Here is a 16469-nt window from a genome sequence, read left to right as displayed (position 1 = left end):
AGGGATGCACATGATCGAGTCACTCCAGCACCTGCCGCCCGCGGCGGGGTCGAGCGGCGAACTGGCCGCGCAGTTCACCGACCTGGCGCCGCCGCTCACGGCGCGCCAGGCCGCCGTCGAGGCGGCGCGCTGCCTTTACTGCTACGACGCTCCCTGCATGAACGCCTGCCCGACCGGCATCGACGTCGCCAGCTTCATCAAGAACATCCACGACGGGAACATCGATGGCGCGGCGCACGGCATCCTGCAGGCCAACATTTTCGGCGGCAGCTGCGCCCGCGTGTGTCCCACCGAGATCCTGTGCGAGCACGCCTGCGTGCGCAACAACCCGCTTGAACGCGAGCCGGTGCGCATCGGCCTGCTGCAGCGCTATGCGATCGACAATGCGCGCTTCACTGGCCATCCGTTCCGGCGCGCTCCCTCCACCGGCAAGGTGATCGCCGTGGTGGGCGCCGGGCCGGCCGGGCTGTCCTGCGCCCACCGCCTCGCCATGCTGGGCAACGACGTGGTCGTGTTCGAGGCCCGTCCGAAAGCGGGCGGGCTGAACGAATATGGCATCGCCAGGTACAAGCTGCCGGGCGACTTCGCACAGCAGGAGGTGGACTTCCTGATGTCGATCGGCGGCATCCACATCGAGTACGGCCGCAGGCTGGGCGAGAACCTCAGCCTGGCCGAGCTGCACACGCGCTACGACGCGGTCTTCCTCGGCATCGGCCTGCAGGCCAGTCGCGCGCTCGGCCTCACGGGCGAGGATGCGCCCGGCCTGATGGCGGCCATCGACTATATCGCCGCCTTGCGCCAGGCGGACGACCTGTCCAGCTTGCCGGTGCCGCGCCGCGCGGTGGTGATCGGCGCCGGCAATACGGCCATCGACATGGCGGTGCAGATCAAGCGCCTAGGCGCCGAAGACGTGACCCTGGTCTACCGCCGCGGCCTGGAATCGATGAGCGCGACCGGCCACGAGATCGCGATCGCCAAGGCGAACTTCGTGCGCATCCGCACCTGGGCGGCGCCGCTCGAAGTGCTGCTCGATGAAAGCGGCCTGGTGGCCGGCATGCGCTTCGAGCAGACCCGCATGGAAGAGGGCCGGCTGGTGCGTACCGGCGGCTTCATCGAGATCGCCGCCGAGGCCGTGTTCAAGGCCATTGGGCAGAGCATGGGCGAAGAGGGTTTGCAGGAGCCGCTGGCGCGCGAACTCGCGCGAGACGGCGACCGCATCCGGATCGACGATCGCTTCCGCACCGCTTTGCCGGGCATCTACGCGGGGGGCGACTGCGTCGCGCCGGGACAGGACCTCACCGTGCAGGCCGTCCAGCACGGCAAGCTGGCCGCCCTGGCGATCCACGAAGACATCCAGGCACGCACTGGAACCATTACGGAGGCAGCATGGCCGACCTGAGCATCGATTTCTGCGGCATCAAGAGCCCGAACCCGTTCTGGCTGGCCTCGGCGCCGCCCACCGACAAGGCCTATAACGTGGTGCGCGCCTTCGAGGCAGGCTGGGGCGGCGTGGTGTGGAAGACCCTGGGCGAAGACCCGCCAGCCGTCAACGTGTCCTCGCGCTACTCGGCCCACTACGGCAAGAACCGCGAGGTCATCGGCTTCAACAACATCGAGCTGATCACCGACCGCAGCCTGGAAATCAACCTGCGCGAGATCACCCAGGTCAAGAAGGACTGGCCGGACCGCGCCCTGATCGTCTCGCTGATGCTGCCCTGCGAGGAAGCGCCGTGGGCGGCGATCCTGCCGCTGGTGGAAGCCACCGGCGCCGACGGCATCGAACTGAATTTCGGCTGCCCGCACGGCATGCCCGAGCGCGGCATGGGCGCGGCGGTGGGCCAGGTGCCGGACTACGTGCAGATGGTGACAAGCTGGTGCAAGAAGCACACGCGCCTGCCGGTGATCGTCAAGCTGACCCCGAACATCACCGACGTGCGCCACCCGGCGCGCGCGGCGCTGGCCGGTGGTGCGGACGCCGTCTCGCTGATCAATACGGTCAACTCGATCACCCACCTCGACCTCGACCGCATGGTGGCCTACCCCATCGTGGGCGGGGCCAGCACCCACGGCGGCTATTGCGGCTCGGCGGTCAAGCCGATCGCGCTGAACATGGTGGCCGAGATCGCGCGCGACCCTGCTACGCGCAAGCTGCCGATCTCGGGCATCGGCGGCATCGGCAACTGGCGCGACGCGGCCGAGTTTATCGCGCTGGGCGCCGGCAGCGTGCAGGTGTGCACGGCCGCGATGCTGCACGGCTTCCGCATCGTCGAGGAGATGAAGGACGGCCTGTCGCGCTGGATGGACAGCAAGGGCTACGCCGACATCGCCGCGTTCTCGCGCAAGGCGGTGCCGAACACCACCGACTGGAAGTACCTGGACATGAACTACCAGGTGATCGCCCGGATCGACCAGGACAAGTGCATCGGCTGCGGCAAGTGCTACGTGGCCTGCGAGGACACCTCGCACCAGGCGATCGCGCGCGCGGTGGATGACGCCGGCAAGCGCCGCTACGAGGTGATCGAGGCAGAGTGCGTGGGCTGCAACCTGTGCGAAATCACCTGTCCAGTGGAGGCCTGCATCGCCATGGTGCCGCAGGAGACGGGCAAGCCTTACATGAACTGGACGCAGGATCCGCGTAATCCGCGGGCCGAAGTTGTTACGTAGGGTGGCCGGCTTCGCCGGCCGCGCGTTCAACGGGTGCCCGCGTGACGGCATATGTCATTTGAACGCGCGGTCGGCATAGCCGACCACCCTACGAAATACAAGCGTATTGACGTTTGCGCTACACTCGGCTGCACCAGCTGCAACCGACGAGGAGAGTCCCACCGTGACCACGCACCACGACGCGCCCGCCGGCGCCAGCTCCGAACTCTGGAACCACGACCTGGCTCCGACCACGGCCGCGCAGCGCACCTGGCGCTGGTACCACTTCGCCGCGCTATGGGTCGGCATGGTGATGTGCATTCCCGCCTATACGCTCTCGAGCAGCCTGATCGAATCCGGCATGTCGGCCTGGCAGGCCGTGTGGACGGTCTTCCTCGCCAACGCCATCGTGCTGGTGCCGATGCTCCTGATCGGCCACGCCGGCACCAAGTACGGCATTCCCTACGCCGTGCTGGCGCGCACCTCCTTCGGCACCCGCGGCGCCAAGCTGCCGGCCCTGATGCGCGCCATCGTGGCCTGCGGCTGGTACGGCATCCAGACCTGGTTCGGCGGCAGCATGATCTACACGCTGCTGGGCGTGCTGAACGGTGCACCGATCGGCGGCGCGCCGATCGCGGGCCTGGGCATCAACCTGGCGCAGCTGCTGTGCTTCCTGGCCTTCTGGGCGATCCAGCTCTACTTCATCGTGCACGGGATCGAATCGATCCGCAAGCTCGAAACCTGGACCGCGCCTCTGAAGATCGCGATCTGCTTCGTGTTGCTATGGTGGGTGTACGAGCGCGCCGGCGGGTTCGGCCCACTGCTCGACCGTCCATCGGCCTTCGTGGAGGGTGGGCCGAAGGCAGGGCAGTTCTGGCAGGTGTTCTGGCCTTCGCTGACAGCCATGATCGGCTTCTGGGCCACGCTGGCGCTCAACATCCCGGACTTCACGCGCTTCGCCAGGACCCAGCGCGACCAGATAGTCGGCCAGACCGTCGGCCTGCCCGTCCCGATGGGCTTGTTGGCCGCCCTGGCGGTGATCGTCACCTCGGCCACCGTGGTCCTGTACGGCAAGGCCTTGTGGGACCCGGTGGACCTGGCCAGCCGCATGGAAGGGGTGGCCGTGCTGGTGGCCCTGATCGTGCTGCTGATCGACACCGTGAGCGTCAACCTGGCCGCCAACCTGGTCGGCCCGGCCTATGACTTCTCGGCGCTGGCGCCGCGCGCCATCAGCTATCGGCTGGGCGGCTACATCACGGCCGGCCTGGCCCTGGTGATGATGCCCTGGAAGATCCTGGAGACGACCCAGAACTACATCTTCACCTGGCTGGTCGGTTATTCCGCGCTGCTCGGGCCCATCGCCGGCATCCTGATCGTCGACTACTACCTGGTGCGCAGGACCCGCCTCGACGTCGGCCAGATGTACCGCGACGACGGCATCTACTCGTACGGGAACGGCTGGAACACGGCGGCCATCGTCGCCTTCGTGCTGGGCGTGCTGCCGAATATTCCCGGCTTCCTGCATGCCGCCTTCCCGAACGCCTTCCCGGACGTCGGCGAGGCGTTCAAGACCATCTATACCTATGCATGGTTCGTCGGCGTCGCCATCGCTGCCGTCGTCTACGGCGCCATGATGAAAAGCCATCGCGTCCCGGCCCTCGCGGCACACCAATCCTAGACAAGGGGAGAAAGCATGACAACGATGATCCGTGGCGGCACCGTGGTGAACGCCGACCGTGCCTTTCGCGCCGACGTGCTCTGTGTCGGCGACAAGGTGGTGGCGGTGGGGGAGAAGCTAGAAGCGCCGGCCAAGGCCACGATCGTGGACGCCGGCGGCCAGTTCGTGATGCCGGGCGGGATCGACACCCACACCCACATGCAGCTGCCCTTCATGGGCACCGTCACGGCCGACGACTTTTTCACCGGCACCGCCGCTGGCCTGGCGGGCGGCACCACCACCATCATGGACTTCGTAATTCCCGACCCGAAACAGTCGCTGCTGGAAGCTTTTCACACCTGGCGCGGCTGGGCCGAAAAGTCGGCCGGCGACTATACCTTCCATGTGGCCGTGACCTGGTGGGACGCGTCGGTGCACGAGGAAATGGGCGTGCTGGTGCGTGAGCACGGCGTGAACAGCTTCAAGCACTTCATGGCCTACAAGAACGCGATCATGGCCGACGACGAAACCCTGGTGAGGAGTTTCCGCCGCGCGCTGGAACTGGGCGCGATCCCGACCGTCCACGCCGAGAACGGCGAGCTGGTCTACCAGCTGCAGCAGGAGCTGCTGGCGAAGGGCATCCGCGGCGCCGAAGCGCACCCGCTGTCGCGCCCGCCCGAGGTGGAAGCGGAAGCCGCCAACCGGGCAATCGCCATCGCGGGCGTGCTCGGCACCCCGGTCTACATCGTGCACGTGTCCTGCGCCGAGTCGCTCGAGGCGATCACCCGGGCGCGCGCCCGGGGGCAGCGCGTGTACGGTGAAGCGCTGGCGGGCCACCTCGTCATCGACGACAGCGTGTACCGCCACCCGGACCCGGACTTCGCGCGCGGCCACGTCATGAGCCCGCCGTTTCGCAGCCGCCATCACCAGCAGGCGCTGTGGCAGGGGCTGCAGGGCGGGAACCTGCACACCACCGCCACCGACCACTGCACTTTCTGCGCCGAGCAGAAGGCGGCCGGCAAGGACGATTTCACCAGGATTCCGAACGGCTGCGGCGGCGTCGAGGAACGCATGGCCGTGGTCTGGGACGCCGGCGTGAACACGGGCCTGCTGACCCCCTCGGAGTTCGTGCGCGTCACGTCGACCAACGCTGCCCAGATCTTCAACATGTATCCTCGCAAGGGCGTCATCGCAGTGGGGGCGGATGCCGACATCGTGGTCTGGGACCCGAGCGGCAGCCGCACGATCTCCGCCCAGACCCAGCACGCCAAGGGTGGCTTCAATGTGTTCGAGGGCCGCACCGTGCGCGGCGTGCCGACCCATACGGTGGCGGCCGGCAAGCTGGTGTTCGAGTGCGGTGCGCTGCGCGCCGAAGCCGGGGCCGGGCGCTACATCGAGCGTCCCGCTTTCACTGCAACCGTTGCCTGAGCGAGGAAACCGGCATGGACGAACTGCGTATCAATGGAGAGCGCATGTGGCAGTCGCTGATGGACCTGGCCGCGATCGGCGCCACCGCGAAGGGCGGGGTCAAGCGCCTGGCCCTGACGGACCTGGACCGCCAGGGCCGCGACCTGGTCGTGCAGTGGGGACGCGAGGCCGGGCTCGAAGTCACGGTCGACCGGATTGGCAACGTCTTCATGCGGCGCGAAGGACGCAATCCCTCGCTGTTCCCGATCGTCACCGGCAGCCACGTGGACACCCAGCCCACCGGCGGCAAGTTCGACGGCAACTACGGCGTGCTGGCCGGGCTGGAAGTGGTGCGCACCCTGAACGACCGGGGCATCCAGACCGAGGCGCCGATCGAAGTCGCTTTCTGGACCAACGAAGAAGGCTCGCGCTTCGTGCCGGTGATGATGGGTTCGGGCGTCTTCTGCGGTGCATTCAGCCTGGAGACGGCCTACGCGGCCAGGGACGTCGACGGCAAGAGCGTACGCGAGGAGCTGGAACGCATCGGCTACCTGGGCGACGAAGTGCCGGGCAAACACCCCATCGGCGCCTATTTCGAGACCCACATCGAACAGGGACCGGTGCTGGAGGACGCCGGCAAGGTGATCGGCGTGGTGCCGGCCGTGATGGGCCTGTCGTGGTACGACTGCACGGTGACGGGCATGGAAGCGCACGCTGGTCCCACGCCGATGGGACTGCGGCGCGACGCGCTGCAGGTGGCCACCACGATCATGCAGGAAGTCGTCCGCATCGCGAACCGCTACCCGCCCTACGGACGCGGGACGGTGGGCATGGTGCAGGTGTTCCCGAACAGCCGCAACGTGATTCCCGGACAGGTGAAGTTCAGCGTCGACCTGCGCAACGTGAACGACGAATTGCTGAACACCATGCACGAGGAGATGCTGGCCTTCGTCGCGCAGGCGCGCAAGGACAGCGGCCTCACCGTTGAGCTCGAGCGGGTGTCCTATTACCCGCCTTGCCCCTTCCACCCGGACTGCGTGAACGCCGTGCGCGCGGCGACGGAAAAGCTGGGCTATTCGACCATGGACGTGGTCTCGGGCGCCGGTCACGACGCGATCTACGCGGCGCGCGTGGCGCCGTCCGGCATGATCTTCGTGCCCTGCAAGGATGGGATCAGCCATAACGAAATCGAAGATGCCCAGCCGGCGCACCTCGAGGCCGGCTGCAACGTGCTGCTGCATGCGATGCTGGACAGGGCAGGCATTGCCAAGTAAGACCACCCCTTGCCGATCAGCGTGGCGCTGCTGTTCTTGTTTGAATGGCATGATCTCCACGTGATTCTGGAGGAGCGGCATGGATTGGATCGAACGGAGCTGGCTGACAATACAGCAGGAATTTTCGGATTTGGGCAATGTGGAGGACATCACCCGCATCGTCGTGCGCCTGCTGGTGGCGGTTGTCCTCGGCGGTTTGCTCGGCTACGAGCGCGAGTCCGTCGGGGCCTCGGCCGGCCTGCGGACGCACATGCTGGTGTCGCTGGGGGCTGCACTGTTCGTCCTGATTCCCTTGCAGGCGGGGATGAACGTCGGCGACCTGTCGCGCGTCCTGCAGGGCGTCACGGCGGGCATCGGCTTCATTGGCGCGGGCGCCATCCTCAAGCATACGAAACATGACGATATCAAAGGCGTCACGACGGCCGCCAGCGTATGGCTGACCGCCGCCGTCGGCATCGCGGCCGGCATGGGACGTGAAGCCACGGCCGTGCTGAGCGCGCTGTTTGCCCTCGCGATCCTGGCGATCCTGCGCCTGACGCCAAGGAAGGAACTGCTCCCGACGAAGGAGGAGCGGCAGGCTGCTGACGGGCGTTCCACCAAGGCCACGGAAGAAGCCGAGTAACGCCTCGCCGGCCATCGCGGTGATGTCCGTCAGCTCAGATCAGGCTCAGTTCGATGCCGCGTAATACCGCGCGCACCCGATCGCGCACGCCCAGCTTCGACAGGATGCTGGAAACGTGGTTCTTCACGGTGCCTTCGCTGGCGCCCAGGTGGGCAGCGATTTCGCCGTTGCTCAGGCCCGCAGCCACCAGGGCCAGTACTTCGGTTTCGCGCTGCGTGAGCACGTGGACAGGGGCGGCAGCTCCATCGGCCGCATCGCTGCGCGTAAAAGAGGAACGGATGCGCTCCGTCAACGCCGGCCGGAACAGCGTACCCCCTCGCGCCACCGTCCGGATGCCGTCGGCCAGGCGCTCGAGTGAGATATCCTTGAGCACGAAGCCGCGCGCGCCCAGGCGCATGGCGTCGAACAGGGCGTCGTCGTCGTCGAAGGTGGTCAGCATGATCGCCGGCGGCAGGGCGCTGCCGTGAAGGCGCAGCAGGTCGACACCGCCGCAGCCGGGCATGCGCACGTCGAGCAGCAGGACGTCGACCGGCGTGCGCTCCAGCACCTGCCTGGCCTCGACGCCATCCGCCGCTTCGGCCACCACGCGGATGTCATCGGTCAGGTCGAGCAGGCCGCGGATGCCGCTGCGCACCAGGGTCTGGTCGTCGGCCAGCGCCACGCGGATCATGCCGTCACCGCTTCGCGCGGCAGGCGCAGTTCGAGCGCGAAGCCGCCGCCGACCCGTGGGCCGTAGCGCAGCTCGCCGTCCAGGTCCGCCAGCCGTTCACGGATGCCGCGTAGCCCATTGCCCTCGACCAGGCCCGGCTTGCCGCAGCCATCGTCGAGCACCTGCGCCACCGTCGCGCCGTCTTCCTCGCGCAGTACGATATCCAGCCGGCGCGCATGGGCATGGCGCAGGGCATTGGTTACCCCTTCCTGGATACAGCGGAACAGGGCATGCGCTACCGGCGCGGGATAGCAACCCGCCGCCGCGTCGACGCGCACGCTGATTGCCATGCCCGGAATCCCGTCACCCAGCAGGCGAATGGCCTGCGCCAGGTCGATGGACTGGTCCTGGCGGCTGCTCGAGACCACGTTGCGTACTTGGGCGAGCAGCGTGCCGCTGGCGTCGCGCGCCGTATGCAGGGCAGGCGGCGCAGCGTCGCGGGCTTGGCGCAGCGCCAGGTCCAGGTGCAGGTTCAGGGCCGTCAAGTGGTGGCCGACGGCATCGTGCAGGTCGCGTGCGATGCGCAGGCGTTCCGCACCGCGCACGGTTTCCGCGAGCAGCGACTGGGTGGCGAGCACCTGCGCATGCGCCGCCGCGAGCGACTGCCGCATCCGGTGCTCGCGCAGGACCAGGCGCGCGACGATGAAACCCGCCACCGTGATGGCGCGCTCCGCCGTCACGTAGGCAAGCAGCGACCAGCGCGGCGGCTCGTTCAGGCGCGTGACCAGGTCCAGTATCAGCAGGGTGTCCACGGCGACGCCCGCCAGGTATTGCGCCAGCAGCATCCAGGTGCCGCGGCGTAGAGGAAGCAGCATGCCGAAGTGCGCCGCGACCAGCATGTGCAGCGGCAGCGAATCCAGCAGCACTGCGCACGCGCCCAGTAGCCCCAGCAGGACCATGCGGCGCCGGATCGTCCTGGCAACGCAGGCCATGCCAGAGAGCAGCGCGAACAGCAGGCATCCTGCCGCCTTTAATGCCGCGAACAATTCGACCGCCAGCGGTACAGCGCGCGGATTCAGGCTGCCGCGCCAGTCGCCGGTCATGGCGGCCGACCACAGGCCCAGCGGATTGTGCAGCGAGATGCGCCAGTTGAGCGCTGCCCAGGCGTCCAGCCCGCCGAACAGGAGTGCGACAGCGACAGCCATCATCCAGGTTGGGATGCGGGAAAGCTTGCTGGCGGTCGGCTCGGGCGTCATGTCGTCGCTGGGGATGGAAGGTGCTGCATTCTAGCGGAAGGCCGGGCGCTGCCCGGCCGGTGCCTGTCAGAAGCCGAACTTCAGGCCGGCCTGCAGCTTCCGCTGGCTCAGCTTGCTCTTGTGCTCGCGGACCGTGCCATAGTGCTCGAACTCCAGCGTGGCCGCCATGTTTTCCGTGAGCTTGTAGGCGGCGCCAATGCCGAGCATCGGCTTGGTGCCGCTGAACTTGCGGTCGTTCGTGCCCGCATCCGTCAAGGTGAAGCGACTGTGCGCCACCCCCAGCTTGGCGTGCAGGTCGACTCTGTCGCTCACCGCCACCGTCCCTTTCATGGCCACGTAGAACGCATGCGACGCCAGCTGCGGTTCGGTGGGACTGCCATACAGGCGGCGGTCGAATTCGTATTTGCCGGTCGCGCCCGAAAAGCCGGCTTCCAGCGCCAGGGTGTCGTTCAGCTTGACGCCGCCATAGGCCTTGACGGGCAGGGGATGATTCTTGCTGCTGAAGCGTTCGCCGGCGCTGTTCTCCAAGGTCGATTTCCCTTGGCCAGTCGCCAGGCCGGCGTAGAAGCTGGGGGTGTCGCTCGCCTGGTAAGCGTGCGCGGGCAAACTGGTGAAAAGAGCGAGGGCTGCTGCAAATGCGAGTTTGTTCATGTGGCTTCCGATTCAGGTAGTCCGCTGCGTCACCGAGATGCAGCGTGTACACCTATTGTCGGGATGCGGCACGCGGGCCGCATGTGCCATTCGTCATGCGTATGTGTCAGACGGTGTCCTGGCGGGCCGAACGTTCGCGCGAATCACTTCATGGAAGCGAGTGCGCGTTTGTCCTGGATTGCCCTGGAACGTCCCGATGACATGAGCCGCTGACACGGCCGTCCATGTCCGAACTCGACCGCTTCAAGCACATGCTCCACGCGCAGCTCCCAGAATGTGGCCTGCACCACCTGGTCTGCTGCCGATTCCTGCATCAGGCGCCGGACCGCCTTGAGGTTGAAGATGGTCTGCCACGAATGTTCCAATTCCGCACGCAAGTCCGGATCGCCGCAGGGAACCCCGGAATACAAAGGGAACCCAGCTGCCTTGCATCGCCGTTCAAAGACGTCGCTGGCTTTCTGTGGGCCAAGGTACCAGTGATTCAACGCATAGTGCCAGGCTTCGTAATCGTGCAGCAGGACCTGGTCGGCTGGAACCTCCAGCGTCAGCAAAACTTCGCGCCCACCTGCACACCAGTGTCTGACTGTCCGAAGGTCGGGTTTTGGATTTCGCACTCCGCGGAACTGCTGCCATGCCCAGACAGGGTAGGCCACGGGGTCGGGCCGGGCAAGGCCACGCGCTTGCATCTCGCCGCACAGCCATTCATAAGCGGCTCGCCCATGAGGCGTATCTGCTTGCTCCCATTCATCACCCGCGTCCATTGGGCGCGGCAGGAACCGACCATCCCTACACAAGGCGTCGTAGATGAAGCGGGGCTGAACCGAATAGAGGCGCACCTTCGTTCCGCTCACGGGAGGGTCATGCCGGGCCGGCACGGTGCAGATGCATCAGGAAGTCCAGGAGCACCTCTCCCGCCACTTCGGCATCGTCCGCCGTCATGGTCTCGAGCGGATTGTGGCTGATGCCGCCATTCCCGCAGCGCGTGAACAGCATGGCGACCTCCGTAATCCTGGCCATCTCCATGGCGTCGTGCCCGGCGCCGGACAGCAGGTCGAAGCGCGGCAGGCCGGCGGCCTCGATGGCCGCGCCCAGCCGGTCCATGAGGCGGCGTGCGCAGGGCGCCGCATCCGCTTCCACCAACTTCGACAGCGTCTGTTCGATACCGCGCCGCCGGCAGATCGCAGCGATGCCGGCCAGGATGTCGTCCACCGCCGCCAAGCGTTCTTCATCGCTGGCCGCGCGGATGTCGAGCGACAGCCGGCACCTGCCGGGGATCACGTTGACCGAGCCGCCTGGTACTTCGAGCTGGCCCACCGTCCCGACCAGCGAGCCGCGTCCGCTGCAGCGCGCTTCCACCAGCAGCACGATCTCGGCCGCGGCGGCGGCGGCATCCCGGCGCATGCCCATCGGGGTGGTGCCCGCATGGCTGGCCACGCCCGCGAGTTCGACCAGGTAGCGCGAGCTGCCGGCAATCGCCGTCACCACGCCCACCGGCAGAGCCCGTTCGAGCAGCACCGGTCCCTGCTCGATGTGGACTTCGACGAAGCCCAATAGCGACGCCGGGTCGCGTGCGATCGTCTCGACGTCCGCCGGGTCGTGGCCGGCGGCGCGCAGGGCCTCTCGCATCGTGAGGCCTTCGCCGTCCCGCTGGTCGAGCAGGCTTGGGGCGAAGCGGCCCGTGACGGCGCTGCTGCCCAGGAAGGTGCTGCGAAAGCGCACGCCTTCCTCTTCCGCGAAGCCGATCACCTCGAGGTGGAAGGGCAGGCGCTCGCCGCATTCGTTCAGGTGGCGCACCAGGGCGATCGGCAGCAGGACGCCCAGGCGTCCATCGTACTTGCCGCCGTTGCGCACGGTGTCGTAGTGCGAGCCGGTCATCAGGGTCTTCGCATCCGGCTGCGCGGCCGCGTAGCGCCCGACCACGTTGCCGACCGCATCGATGCGGGCTTCCATGCCGGCTTCGATCATCCAGTCGCGCAGCTGGCTTGCCGTACGCTGGTGGCCGGGGCTCATGTAGGCGCAAGTGAGGCCGTCGACGCTGTCGCTGATCGCGCCGAGCGTCTCGGCCCAATCCATCACCTGCGGCCCGAACAGGTGCCGCACGCCCAGCAGCTCGTTCAGGCGGATTTCGGCGATGCGGTGCACCTGGCGCAGGCACTCCGCCATTTCATCGGCGCGCGTGTTGTTCAGGCGGCGCGCGAAGCTGGCGATGATGGCGGCACGCGTCAGGCCGCGTCCCGTCGGGCCTTTCACCGCCAGGATGAAGGGAAAACCGAACTTCTCCCTGTACTGCGCATTCAGTGCGTGCAGCTGCGCGTATTCTTCCGGGCTGCAGCGGTCCAGGCCGGAAGCGGCCTGCTCGCCGCTGGATTCCGCCGTCAGTTCCCCTGCGATGGCGGCCTTGCCGGCCAGCTCGGGGTGGGCGCGCAGCAGCGACAATTGCTCGTCTTCGCTGGCCCCGGACACTGCCGCCTGCAAGGCCTGCTTGAGGGCGGCCACGCTGGCGAACGGGCGCAGGCCCGCCGTGCGTTCGGCGATCCAGGGGGAGTGTTCGTAGATGCCGCGCAACGCGTCGACGAAGGCGCCGGCATCGCAGGTGTTCAGGTCCGACAGGGTGGTCATGGTGTGCATCGCCTCGGTGGAGTCAATGATGATAAATCCTGGGAGCTCTCCCGCTCATACGCCTGGCCAGATAAAGGGTATTGCGCGGCCCCGGACTATTTTGCCAGCAGCGACCGTGCCGCCGCGCTGACCTGGTCGCGCAGCCATTTGTGCTCCGACGACTGGTGCACGCGCTGGTGCCACAGCTGGTAGAAGCGCATCGGCGGGAACTTGACCGGCACGTCGAAGCTCTTGAGCGGCAGGGTGCGCTCGTAGAAGCGGATGAACTGGCGTCCGGTGGTGAGCACCAGGTCGCTCTGGGTCAGCATATAGGGAATCACGCCAAAGTAGGGCGACTCGACCGCCACCTTGCGCCGCATGCCGAGGCGGTCGAGGTGGGCGTCGATCACGCCGTGGTAGCCCGGCAGCATCTGCGAAGGCGCTACGTGCGGCAGCGCCAGGTAATCCTCGACGGTCATCGCGTCCGCCGCAGTGCGGCGCGCATACGGACTGTCGGCCCGCATGGTGCAGATGATCGGGTCCTCGAACAGCTTCGACATGTGGAGGTGCGCGGGCGGTCCGTCCCAGTTGGCGATCACCAGGTCCATCTCGCCGTCGGACAGCATGCGCAGGTAGTCCATGCCTGGGCCCAGGCTATGGATCACCACCTTGCTGTTGGGCGAGCCGCGCCGCAGTCCCGCCACCACGCTGGGCAGGAACTGGATGTCGAGGTAGTCCGGCGCGGCGATGTGGAAGGTGCGCGCCGCTTCCTCCGGCACGAAGGGCGACTTCTTGACGAACAGGCTCTCGGCTTCGTCCAGGATGCGCTTGGCCGGCTTGAGCAAACTCTCGCCGTGCTGGGTCGGCACCATGCCGCGCGCGCCGCGCACCAGCAGCGGGTCGCCGGTGAGCTCGCGGAGTTTACGCAGCGAGGCCGAGATCGAGGGCTGCGGCTGGTTCAGCTTGAGCGCGACGCGCGAGACGTTCTTTTCCAGCAGGAGCAGGTAGAGGATGCGGATCAGGTGCAGGTCGAGGTGCTGGGGCAGGCTGGACATGGCGCGCGTTCTCGTTGATCGTGTCGTGTGTATATCAATCTGGCTATGTCGAATATACGCTATATTTCATGTTGCAGAAATTGAAATCACGCTATCGTCGAGGGATACTCAACAAGGATGCCCCTATGGATGGTTTTGGATACCTGGGCCCGTACGCCCTCGAGTGGTTCAACATGCTGGTGCGCTGGCTGCACATCATTACCGGCATCGCCTGGATCGGCGCTTCCTTCTACTTCGTCTGGCTCGACAACAGCATCCGCCCGCCGGCGGCGGGCTCGGAGCTGGCAAAGAAGGGCGTGGCCGGCGAGCTGTGGGCAGTGCACGGAGGCGGCTTCTACAACCCGCAGAAATACCTGGTGGCGCCCGCCGAGCTGCCCAGGGAACTCCACTGGTTCAAGTGGGAAGCCTATTCCACCTGGCTGTCCGGCTTCGCGCTGCTGGTCATCGTCTACTACCTGAACGCGCAGGCCATGATGGTCGACCGCAGCGTGGCGGACCTCACGAGCTGGCAGGCGGTCGGCATCGGCCTGGGCAGTCTGGTGGTCGGCTGGATCGTCTACGACCTGCTGTGCCGTTCGCCCCTCGGCAGGCACGACCTGGCCTTCGGCCTGGTCATCTTCGCCTTCCTGGTCGCCAGCAGCTACGTGCTCACCCAGTTGCTGAGCGGCCGCGCCGCTTACCTGCACGTGGGCGCGATGATCGGCACCATGATGGTGGCGAACGTGGCCATGCTGATCATCCCGGGCCAGCGCAAGATGGTCAACGCCATGCTGGCTGGCAGGCAGCCGGACCCGGTCCACGGCATCAAGGCCAAGCAGCGCAGCGTCCACAACAACTACTTCACGCTGCCGGTGCTGTTCATCATGATCAGCAACCACTACGCGATGACCTACCGCCATGCATATTCCTGGGCGGTGCTGGGCGTGATCATGGCGGCGGGCGTCCTGATCCGCCACTTCTTCAACCTGCGCCACAAGGGGCGGGTCGAGTGGAAGTACCCGGCGGCCGGCGTCGCGCTGCTCTCGATCCTGGCCTTCGCGATCGCGCCCACGGCGCCGGTGCGGCAACCGGCGGCAGCCGGCGCCGACGATGCCGCGCGCTTCGCCCAGGTGCGCACCATCATCGACCAGCGCTGCGTGTCCTGCCACGCGCAGCAGCCGACCCAGCCGGGTTTCGCCACCGCACCGTCCGGCGTCATGCTGCACACCCCTGAACTCGTGAGCCAGAACGCGCAGCGCATCTACCAGCAGACCGTGCAGATGAAAGCCATGCCGCTGGCGAACCTCACCAACATGACCGATGCCGAACGGGCGCAGGTCGGCGCCTGGTTCGAAGCCGGCGCAAGAACAGGACACCGAGCAGGAGCCTACTAATGGACCAGCAAAACCGCGAACGCCTGATTGCGTGGATCGACGCGCATTTCGACGAGCAGATCGGCTTCCTGCAGCAGGTCGTCCGCATCCCGACCGACACGCCGCCGGGGAACAATGCGCCGCACGCCGAGGCGGTGGCGGACATGCTCGCCCAGTACGGCTGGACTGCCGAGCGGCATGCCGTGCCGGAGCAGGAGGTGCGCGACTATGGCATGGAAAGCATCACCAACCTGATCGTGCGCCGCCCCTACGGCGCTGGCGGTCCCACGCTGGCCTTGAACGCGCATGGCGACGTGGTGCCGCCGGGAGACGGCTGGACCAGGCCGCCCTACGGCGCCGAGATCCATGACGGGGCGATCTATGGGCGCGCCGCGGCGGTATCGAAAAGCGACTTCGCCACCTACGTATTCGCCGTACGCGCCCTGGAAGCGCTGGGCCTGCCGCTCAAGGGGGCGCTGGAGCTGCACTTCACCTACGACGAGGAATTCGGCGGACTGCTCGGGCCGGGCTGGCTGCTGGAGAAGGAGCTGACCCGTCCCGACTATGTGATTGCGGCCGGCTTCAGCTACAACATCGTCACCGCCCACAACGCCTGCCTGCAGCTGGAGATCACGGTGCACGGCAAGGCCGGCCATGGCGCCATGCCTTCGATGGCGGTGGACGCGCTGCAGGCCGCCACCCGCATCCTGAACGCCATCTACGGCCAGTTGCCGGAGCTGGAGAAGATCAAGTCGCAAGTGCCTGGCATCGATTCGCCCACGATGCTGGTCGGCCGCATCGACGGCGGCACCAACACCAATGTGGTGCCGGGCAAGGTGGTCATGAAGATGGACCGCCGCATGATTCCGGAAGAAGACCCGGTGGCGGTGGAAGCACAGGTGCGTGCGCTGGTCGAGGAAGCGGTGGCCGGCATGCCCGGCATCCGGCTGGAGATCCGGCGCCTGCTGCTGTCGCATGCGCTGCGTCCCTTGCCTGGTTCCGAGAAACTGGTGGCGAGCCTGCAGCGCCACGGCCGCGCCATCCTGGGCGAGGAGGTCACGGCCCAGGGCACGCCGCTGTACGCGGATGCGCGCCTGTACGGCGAGCGCGGCATCCCGGCGGTGCTGTATGGCGCCGGCCCGCGCACGGTGCAGGAGTCGAACGCCAAGAAGGCCGACGAGCACGTGCGGCTGGACGACCTGCGCAAGGCGACCAAGGTGGTGGCGCTCACGCTGCTGGATTTTTTAGCCGCGTAATTCAGTAGGGTGGTCGGCTATGCCGACCGCGCGTTCAAACTACGCTTAT

Annotated in this window: 14 protein-coding genes; 8 read left to right on the top strand and 6 right to left on the bottom strand. The window is 67.0% G+C overall.

All coding sequences use genetic code 11. The features are described 5' to 3' along the window. Window positions 1-10: 10 nt before the first annotated feature. The 6 genes from AC56KL_RS19700 (at window position 11) to AC56KL_RS19675 (ending at window position 7603) form a co-directional block, all read left to right on the top strand. Entirely contained in the window at window positions 11-1399 is a 1389-nt protein-coding gene (locus AC56KL_RS19700; protein WP_497181866.1) for an NAD(P)-dependent oxidoreductase, read from the top strand. Beyond that, window positions 1387-2664 carry an NAD-dependent dihydropyrimidine dehydrogenase subunit PreA gene (gene preA / locus AC56KL_RS19695; RefSeq protein ID WP_497181865.1) on the top strand — a complete coding sequence of 426 codons (1278 nt, stop codon included), beginning with the start codon at window positions 1387-1389 and terminating at the stop codon, window positions 2662-2664. The genes AC56KL_RS19700 and preA overlap by 13 nt, the downstream gene beginning before the upstream one ends. 163 nt (window positions 2665-2827) lie before the next feature. Further along, a complete protein-coding gene (locus tag AC56KL_RS19690) occupies window positions 2828-4321 on the top strand; it encodes an NCS1 family nucleobase:cation symporter-1 (RefSeq protein WP_497181864.1) in 1494 nt (497 codons plus the stop codon). Window positions 4322-4336: 15 nt separating this feature from the next. Next, on the top strand, window positions 4337-5728 hold the full coding sequence (hydA, locus tag AC56KL_RS19685) for a dihydropyrimidinase (protein WP_497181863.1): 1392 nt from the start codon (window positions 4337-4339) through the stop codon (window positions 5726-5728). A gap of 14 nt (window positions 5729-5742) precedes the next feature. Then, a complete protein-coding gene (locus tag AC56KL_RS19680) occupies window positions 5743-6981 on the top strand; it encodes a Zn-dependent hydrolase (protein WP_497181862.1) in 1239 nt (412 codons plus the stop codon). Between the two features lie 79 nt (window positions 6982-7060). Continuing rightward, complete coding sequence (locus tag AC56KL_RS19675) at window positions 7061-7603, top strand: MgtC/SapB family protein (RefSeq protein WP_497181861.1); 543 nt, start codon at window positions 7061-7063, stop codon at window positions 7601-7603. Between the two features lie 34 nt (window positions 7604-7637). On the opposite strand, the gene AC56KL_RS19670 is transcribed toward AC56KL_RS19675, so the two are convergent. The 6 genes from AC56KL_RS19670 to AC56KL_RS19645 all read right to left on the bottom strand — a co-directional run bounded on the left by AC56KL_RS19670 (window position 7638) and on the right by AC56KL_RS19645 (window position 13812). After that, the gene (locus tag AC56KL_RS19670; protein WP_497181860.1) at window positions 7638-8273 is read right to left on the bottom strand and encodes a response regulator transcription factor; all 636 of its coding nucleotides are present in this window, start codon (window positions 8271-8273) and stop codon (window positions 7638-7640) included. Next, complete coding sequence (locus tag AC56KL_RS19665; RefSeq protein WP_497181859.1) at window positions 8270-9508, bottom strand: sensor histidine kinase; 1239 nt, start codon at window positions 9506-9508, stop codon at window positions 8270-8272. The genes AC56KL_RS19670 and AC56KL_RS19665 overlap by 4 nt, the downstream gene beginning before the upstream one ends. Window positions 9509-9574: 66 nt before the next feature. Next, window positions 9575-10159: a porin family protein gene (locus tag AC56KL_RS19660; protein WP_497181858.1), complete on the bottom strand. Its 585-nt coding sequence runs from the start codon at window positions 10157-10159 to the stop codon at window positions 9575-9577. A 143-nt stretch (window positions 10160-10302) separates the two neighbouring features. Beyond that, the gene (locus AC56KL_RS19655) at window positions 10303-11010 is read right to left on the bottom strand and encodes a DUF3841 domain-containing protein (RefSeq protein ID WP_497181857.1); all 708 of its coding nucleotides are present in this window, start codon (window positions 11008-11010) and stop codon (window positions 10303-10305) included. Window positions 11011-11017: 7 nt separating this feature from the next. Then, window positions 11018-12778: an allantoate amidohydrolase gene (locus AC56KL_RS19650; protein ID WP_497181918.1), complete on the bottom strand. Its 1761-nt coding sequence runs from the start codon at window positions 12776-12778 to the stop codon at window positions 11018-11020. A 95-nt stretch (window positions 12779-12873) separates the two neighbouring features. After that, window positions 12874-13812, bottom strand: a complete 939-nt coding sequence (locus AC56KL_RS19645; RefSeq protein WP_497181856.1) for a LysR substrate-binding domain-containing protein — start codon at window positions 13810-13812, stop codon at window positions 12874-12876. Between the two features lie 125 nt (window positions 13813-13937). Between AC56KL_RS19645 and AC56KL_RS19640 the strand changes: the two genes are divergently transcribed. Both AC56KL_RS19640 and AC56KL_RS19635 read left to right on the top strand, forming a co-directional pair. After that, window positions 13938-15185: a urate hydroxylase PuuD gene (locus AC56KL_RS19640; protein ID WP_497181855.1), complete on the top strand. Its 1248-nt coding sequence runs from the start codon at window positions 13938-13940 to the stop codon at window positions 15183-15185. Continuing rightward, window positions 15185-16420 carry a M20/M25/M40 family metallo-hydrolase gene (locus AC56KL_RS19635; protein ID WP_497181854.1) on the top strand — a complete coding sequence of 412 codons (1236 nt, stop codon included), beginning with the start codon at window positions 15185-15187 and terminating at the stop codon, window positions 16418-16420. Before AC56KL_RS19640 ends, AC56KL_RS19635 begins: the two co-directional genes overlap by 1 nt. Window positions 16421-16469: the final 49 nt, after the last annotated feature.

This window comes from Telluria sp. ZB4P34 (genome assembly GCF_059686055.1).
Note: the sequence above shows the minus strand (reverse complement) of the source record. Positions and strands in the feature narration are given on the sequence as shown.

What these genes read in the sequence shown, in the direction of transcription:
- AC56KL_RS19700 (WP_497181866.1), top strand. Translation starts at nt 11, where the DNA reads ATGATCGAGTCACTCCAGCACCTGCCGCCCGCGGCGGGGTCGAGCGGC.
- preA (WP_497181865.1), top strand. Translation starts at nt 1,387, where the DNA reads ATGGCCGACCTGAGCATCGATTTCTGCGGCATCAAGAGCCCGAACCCG.
- hydA (WP_497181863.1), top strand. Translation starts at nt 4,337, where the DNA reads ATGACAACGATGATCCGTGGCGGCACCGTGGTGAACGCCGACCGTGCC.
- AC56KL_RS19680 (WP_497181862.1), top strand. Translation starts at nt 5,743, where the DNA reads ATGGACGAACTGCGTATCAATGGAGAGCGCATGTGGCAGTCGCTGATG.
- AC56KL_RS19675 (WP_497181861.1), top strand. Translation starts at nt 7,061, where the DNA reads ATGGATTGGATCGAACGGAGCTGGCTGACAATACAGCAGGAATTTTCG.
- AC56KL_RS19670 (WP_497181860.1), bottom strand. Translation starts at nt 8,273, where the DNA reads ATGATCCGCGTGGCGCTGGCCGACGACCAGACCCTGGTGCGCAGCGGC.
- AC56KL_RS19665 (WP_497181859.1), bottom strand. Translation starts at nt 9,508, where the DNA reads ATGACGCCCGAGCCGACCGCCAGCAAGCTTTCCCGCATCCCAACCTGG.
- AC56KL_RS19660 (WP_497181858.1), bottom strand. Translation starts at nt 10,159, where the DNA reads ATGAACAAACTCGCATTTGCAGCAGCCCTCGCTCTTTTCACCAGTTTG.
- AC56KL_RS19650 (WP_497181918.1), bottom strand. Translation starts at nt 12,778, where the DNA reads ATGACCACCCTGTCGGACCTGAACACCTGCGATGCCGGCGCCTTCGTC.
- AC56KL_RS19645 (WP_497181856.1), bottom strand. Translation starts at nt 13,812, where the DNA reads ATGTCCAGCCTGCCCCAGCACCTCGACCTGCACCTGATCCGCATCCTC.
- AC56KL_RS19640 (WP_497181855.1), top strand. Translation starts at nt 13,938, where the DNA reads ATGGATGGTTTTGGATACCTGGGCCCGTACGCCCTCGAGTGGTTCAAC.
- AC56KL_RS19635 (WP_497181854.1), top strand. Translation starts at nt 15,185, where the DNA reads ATGGACCAGCAAAACCGCGAACGCCTGATTGCGTGGATCGACGCGCAT.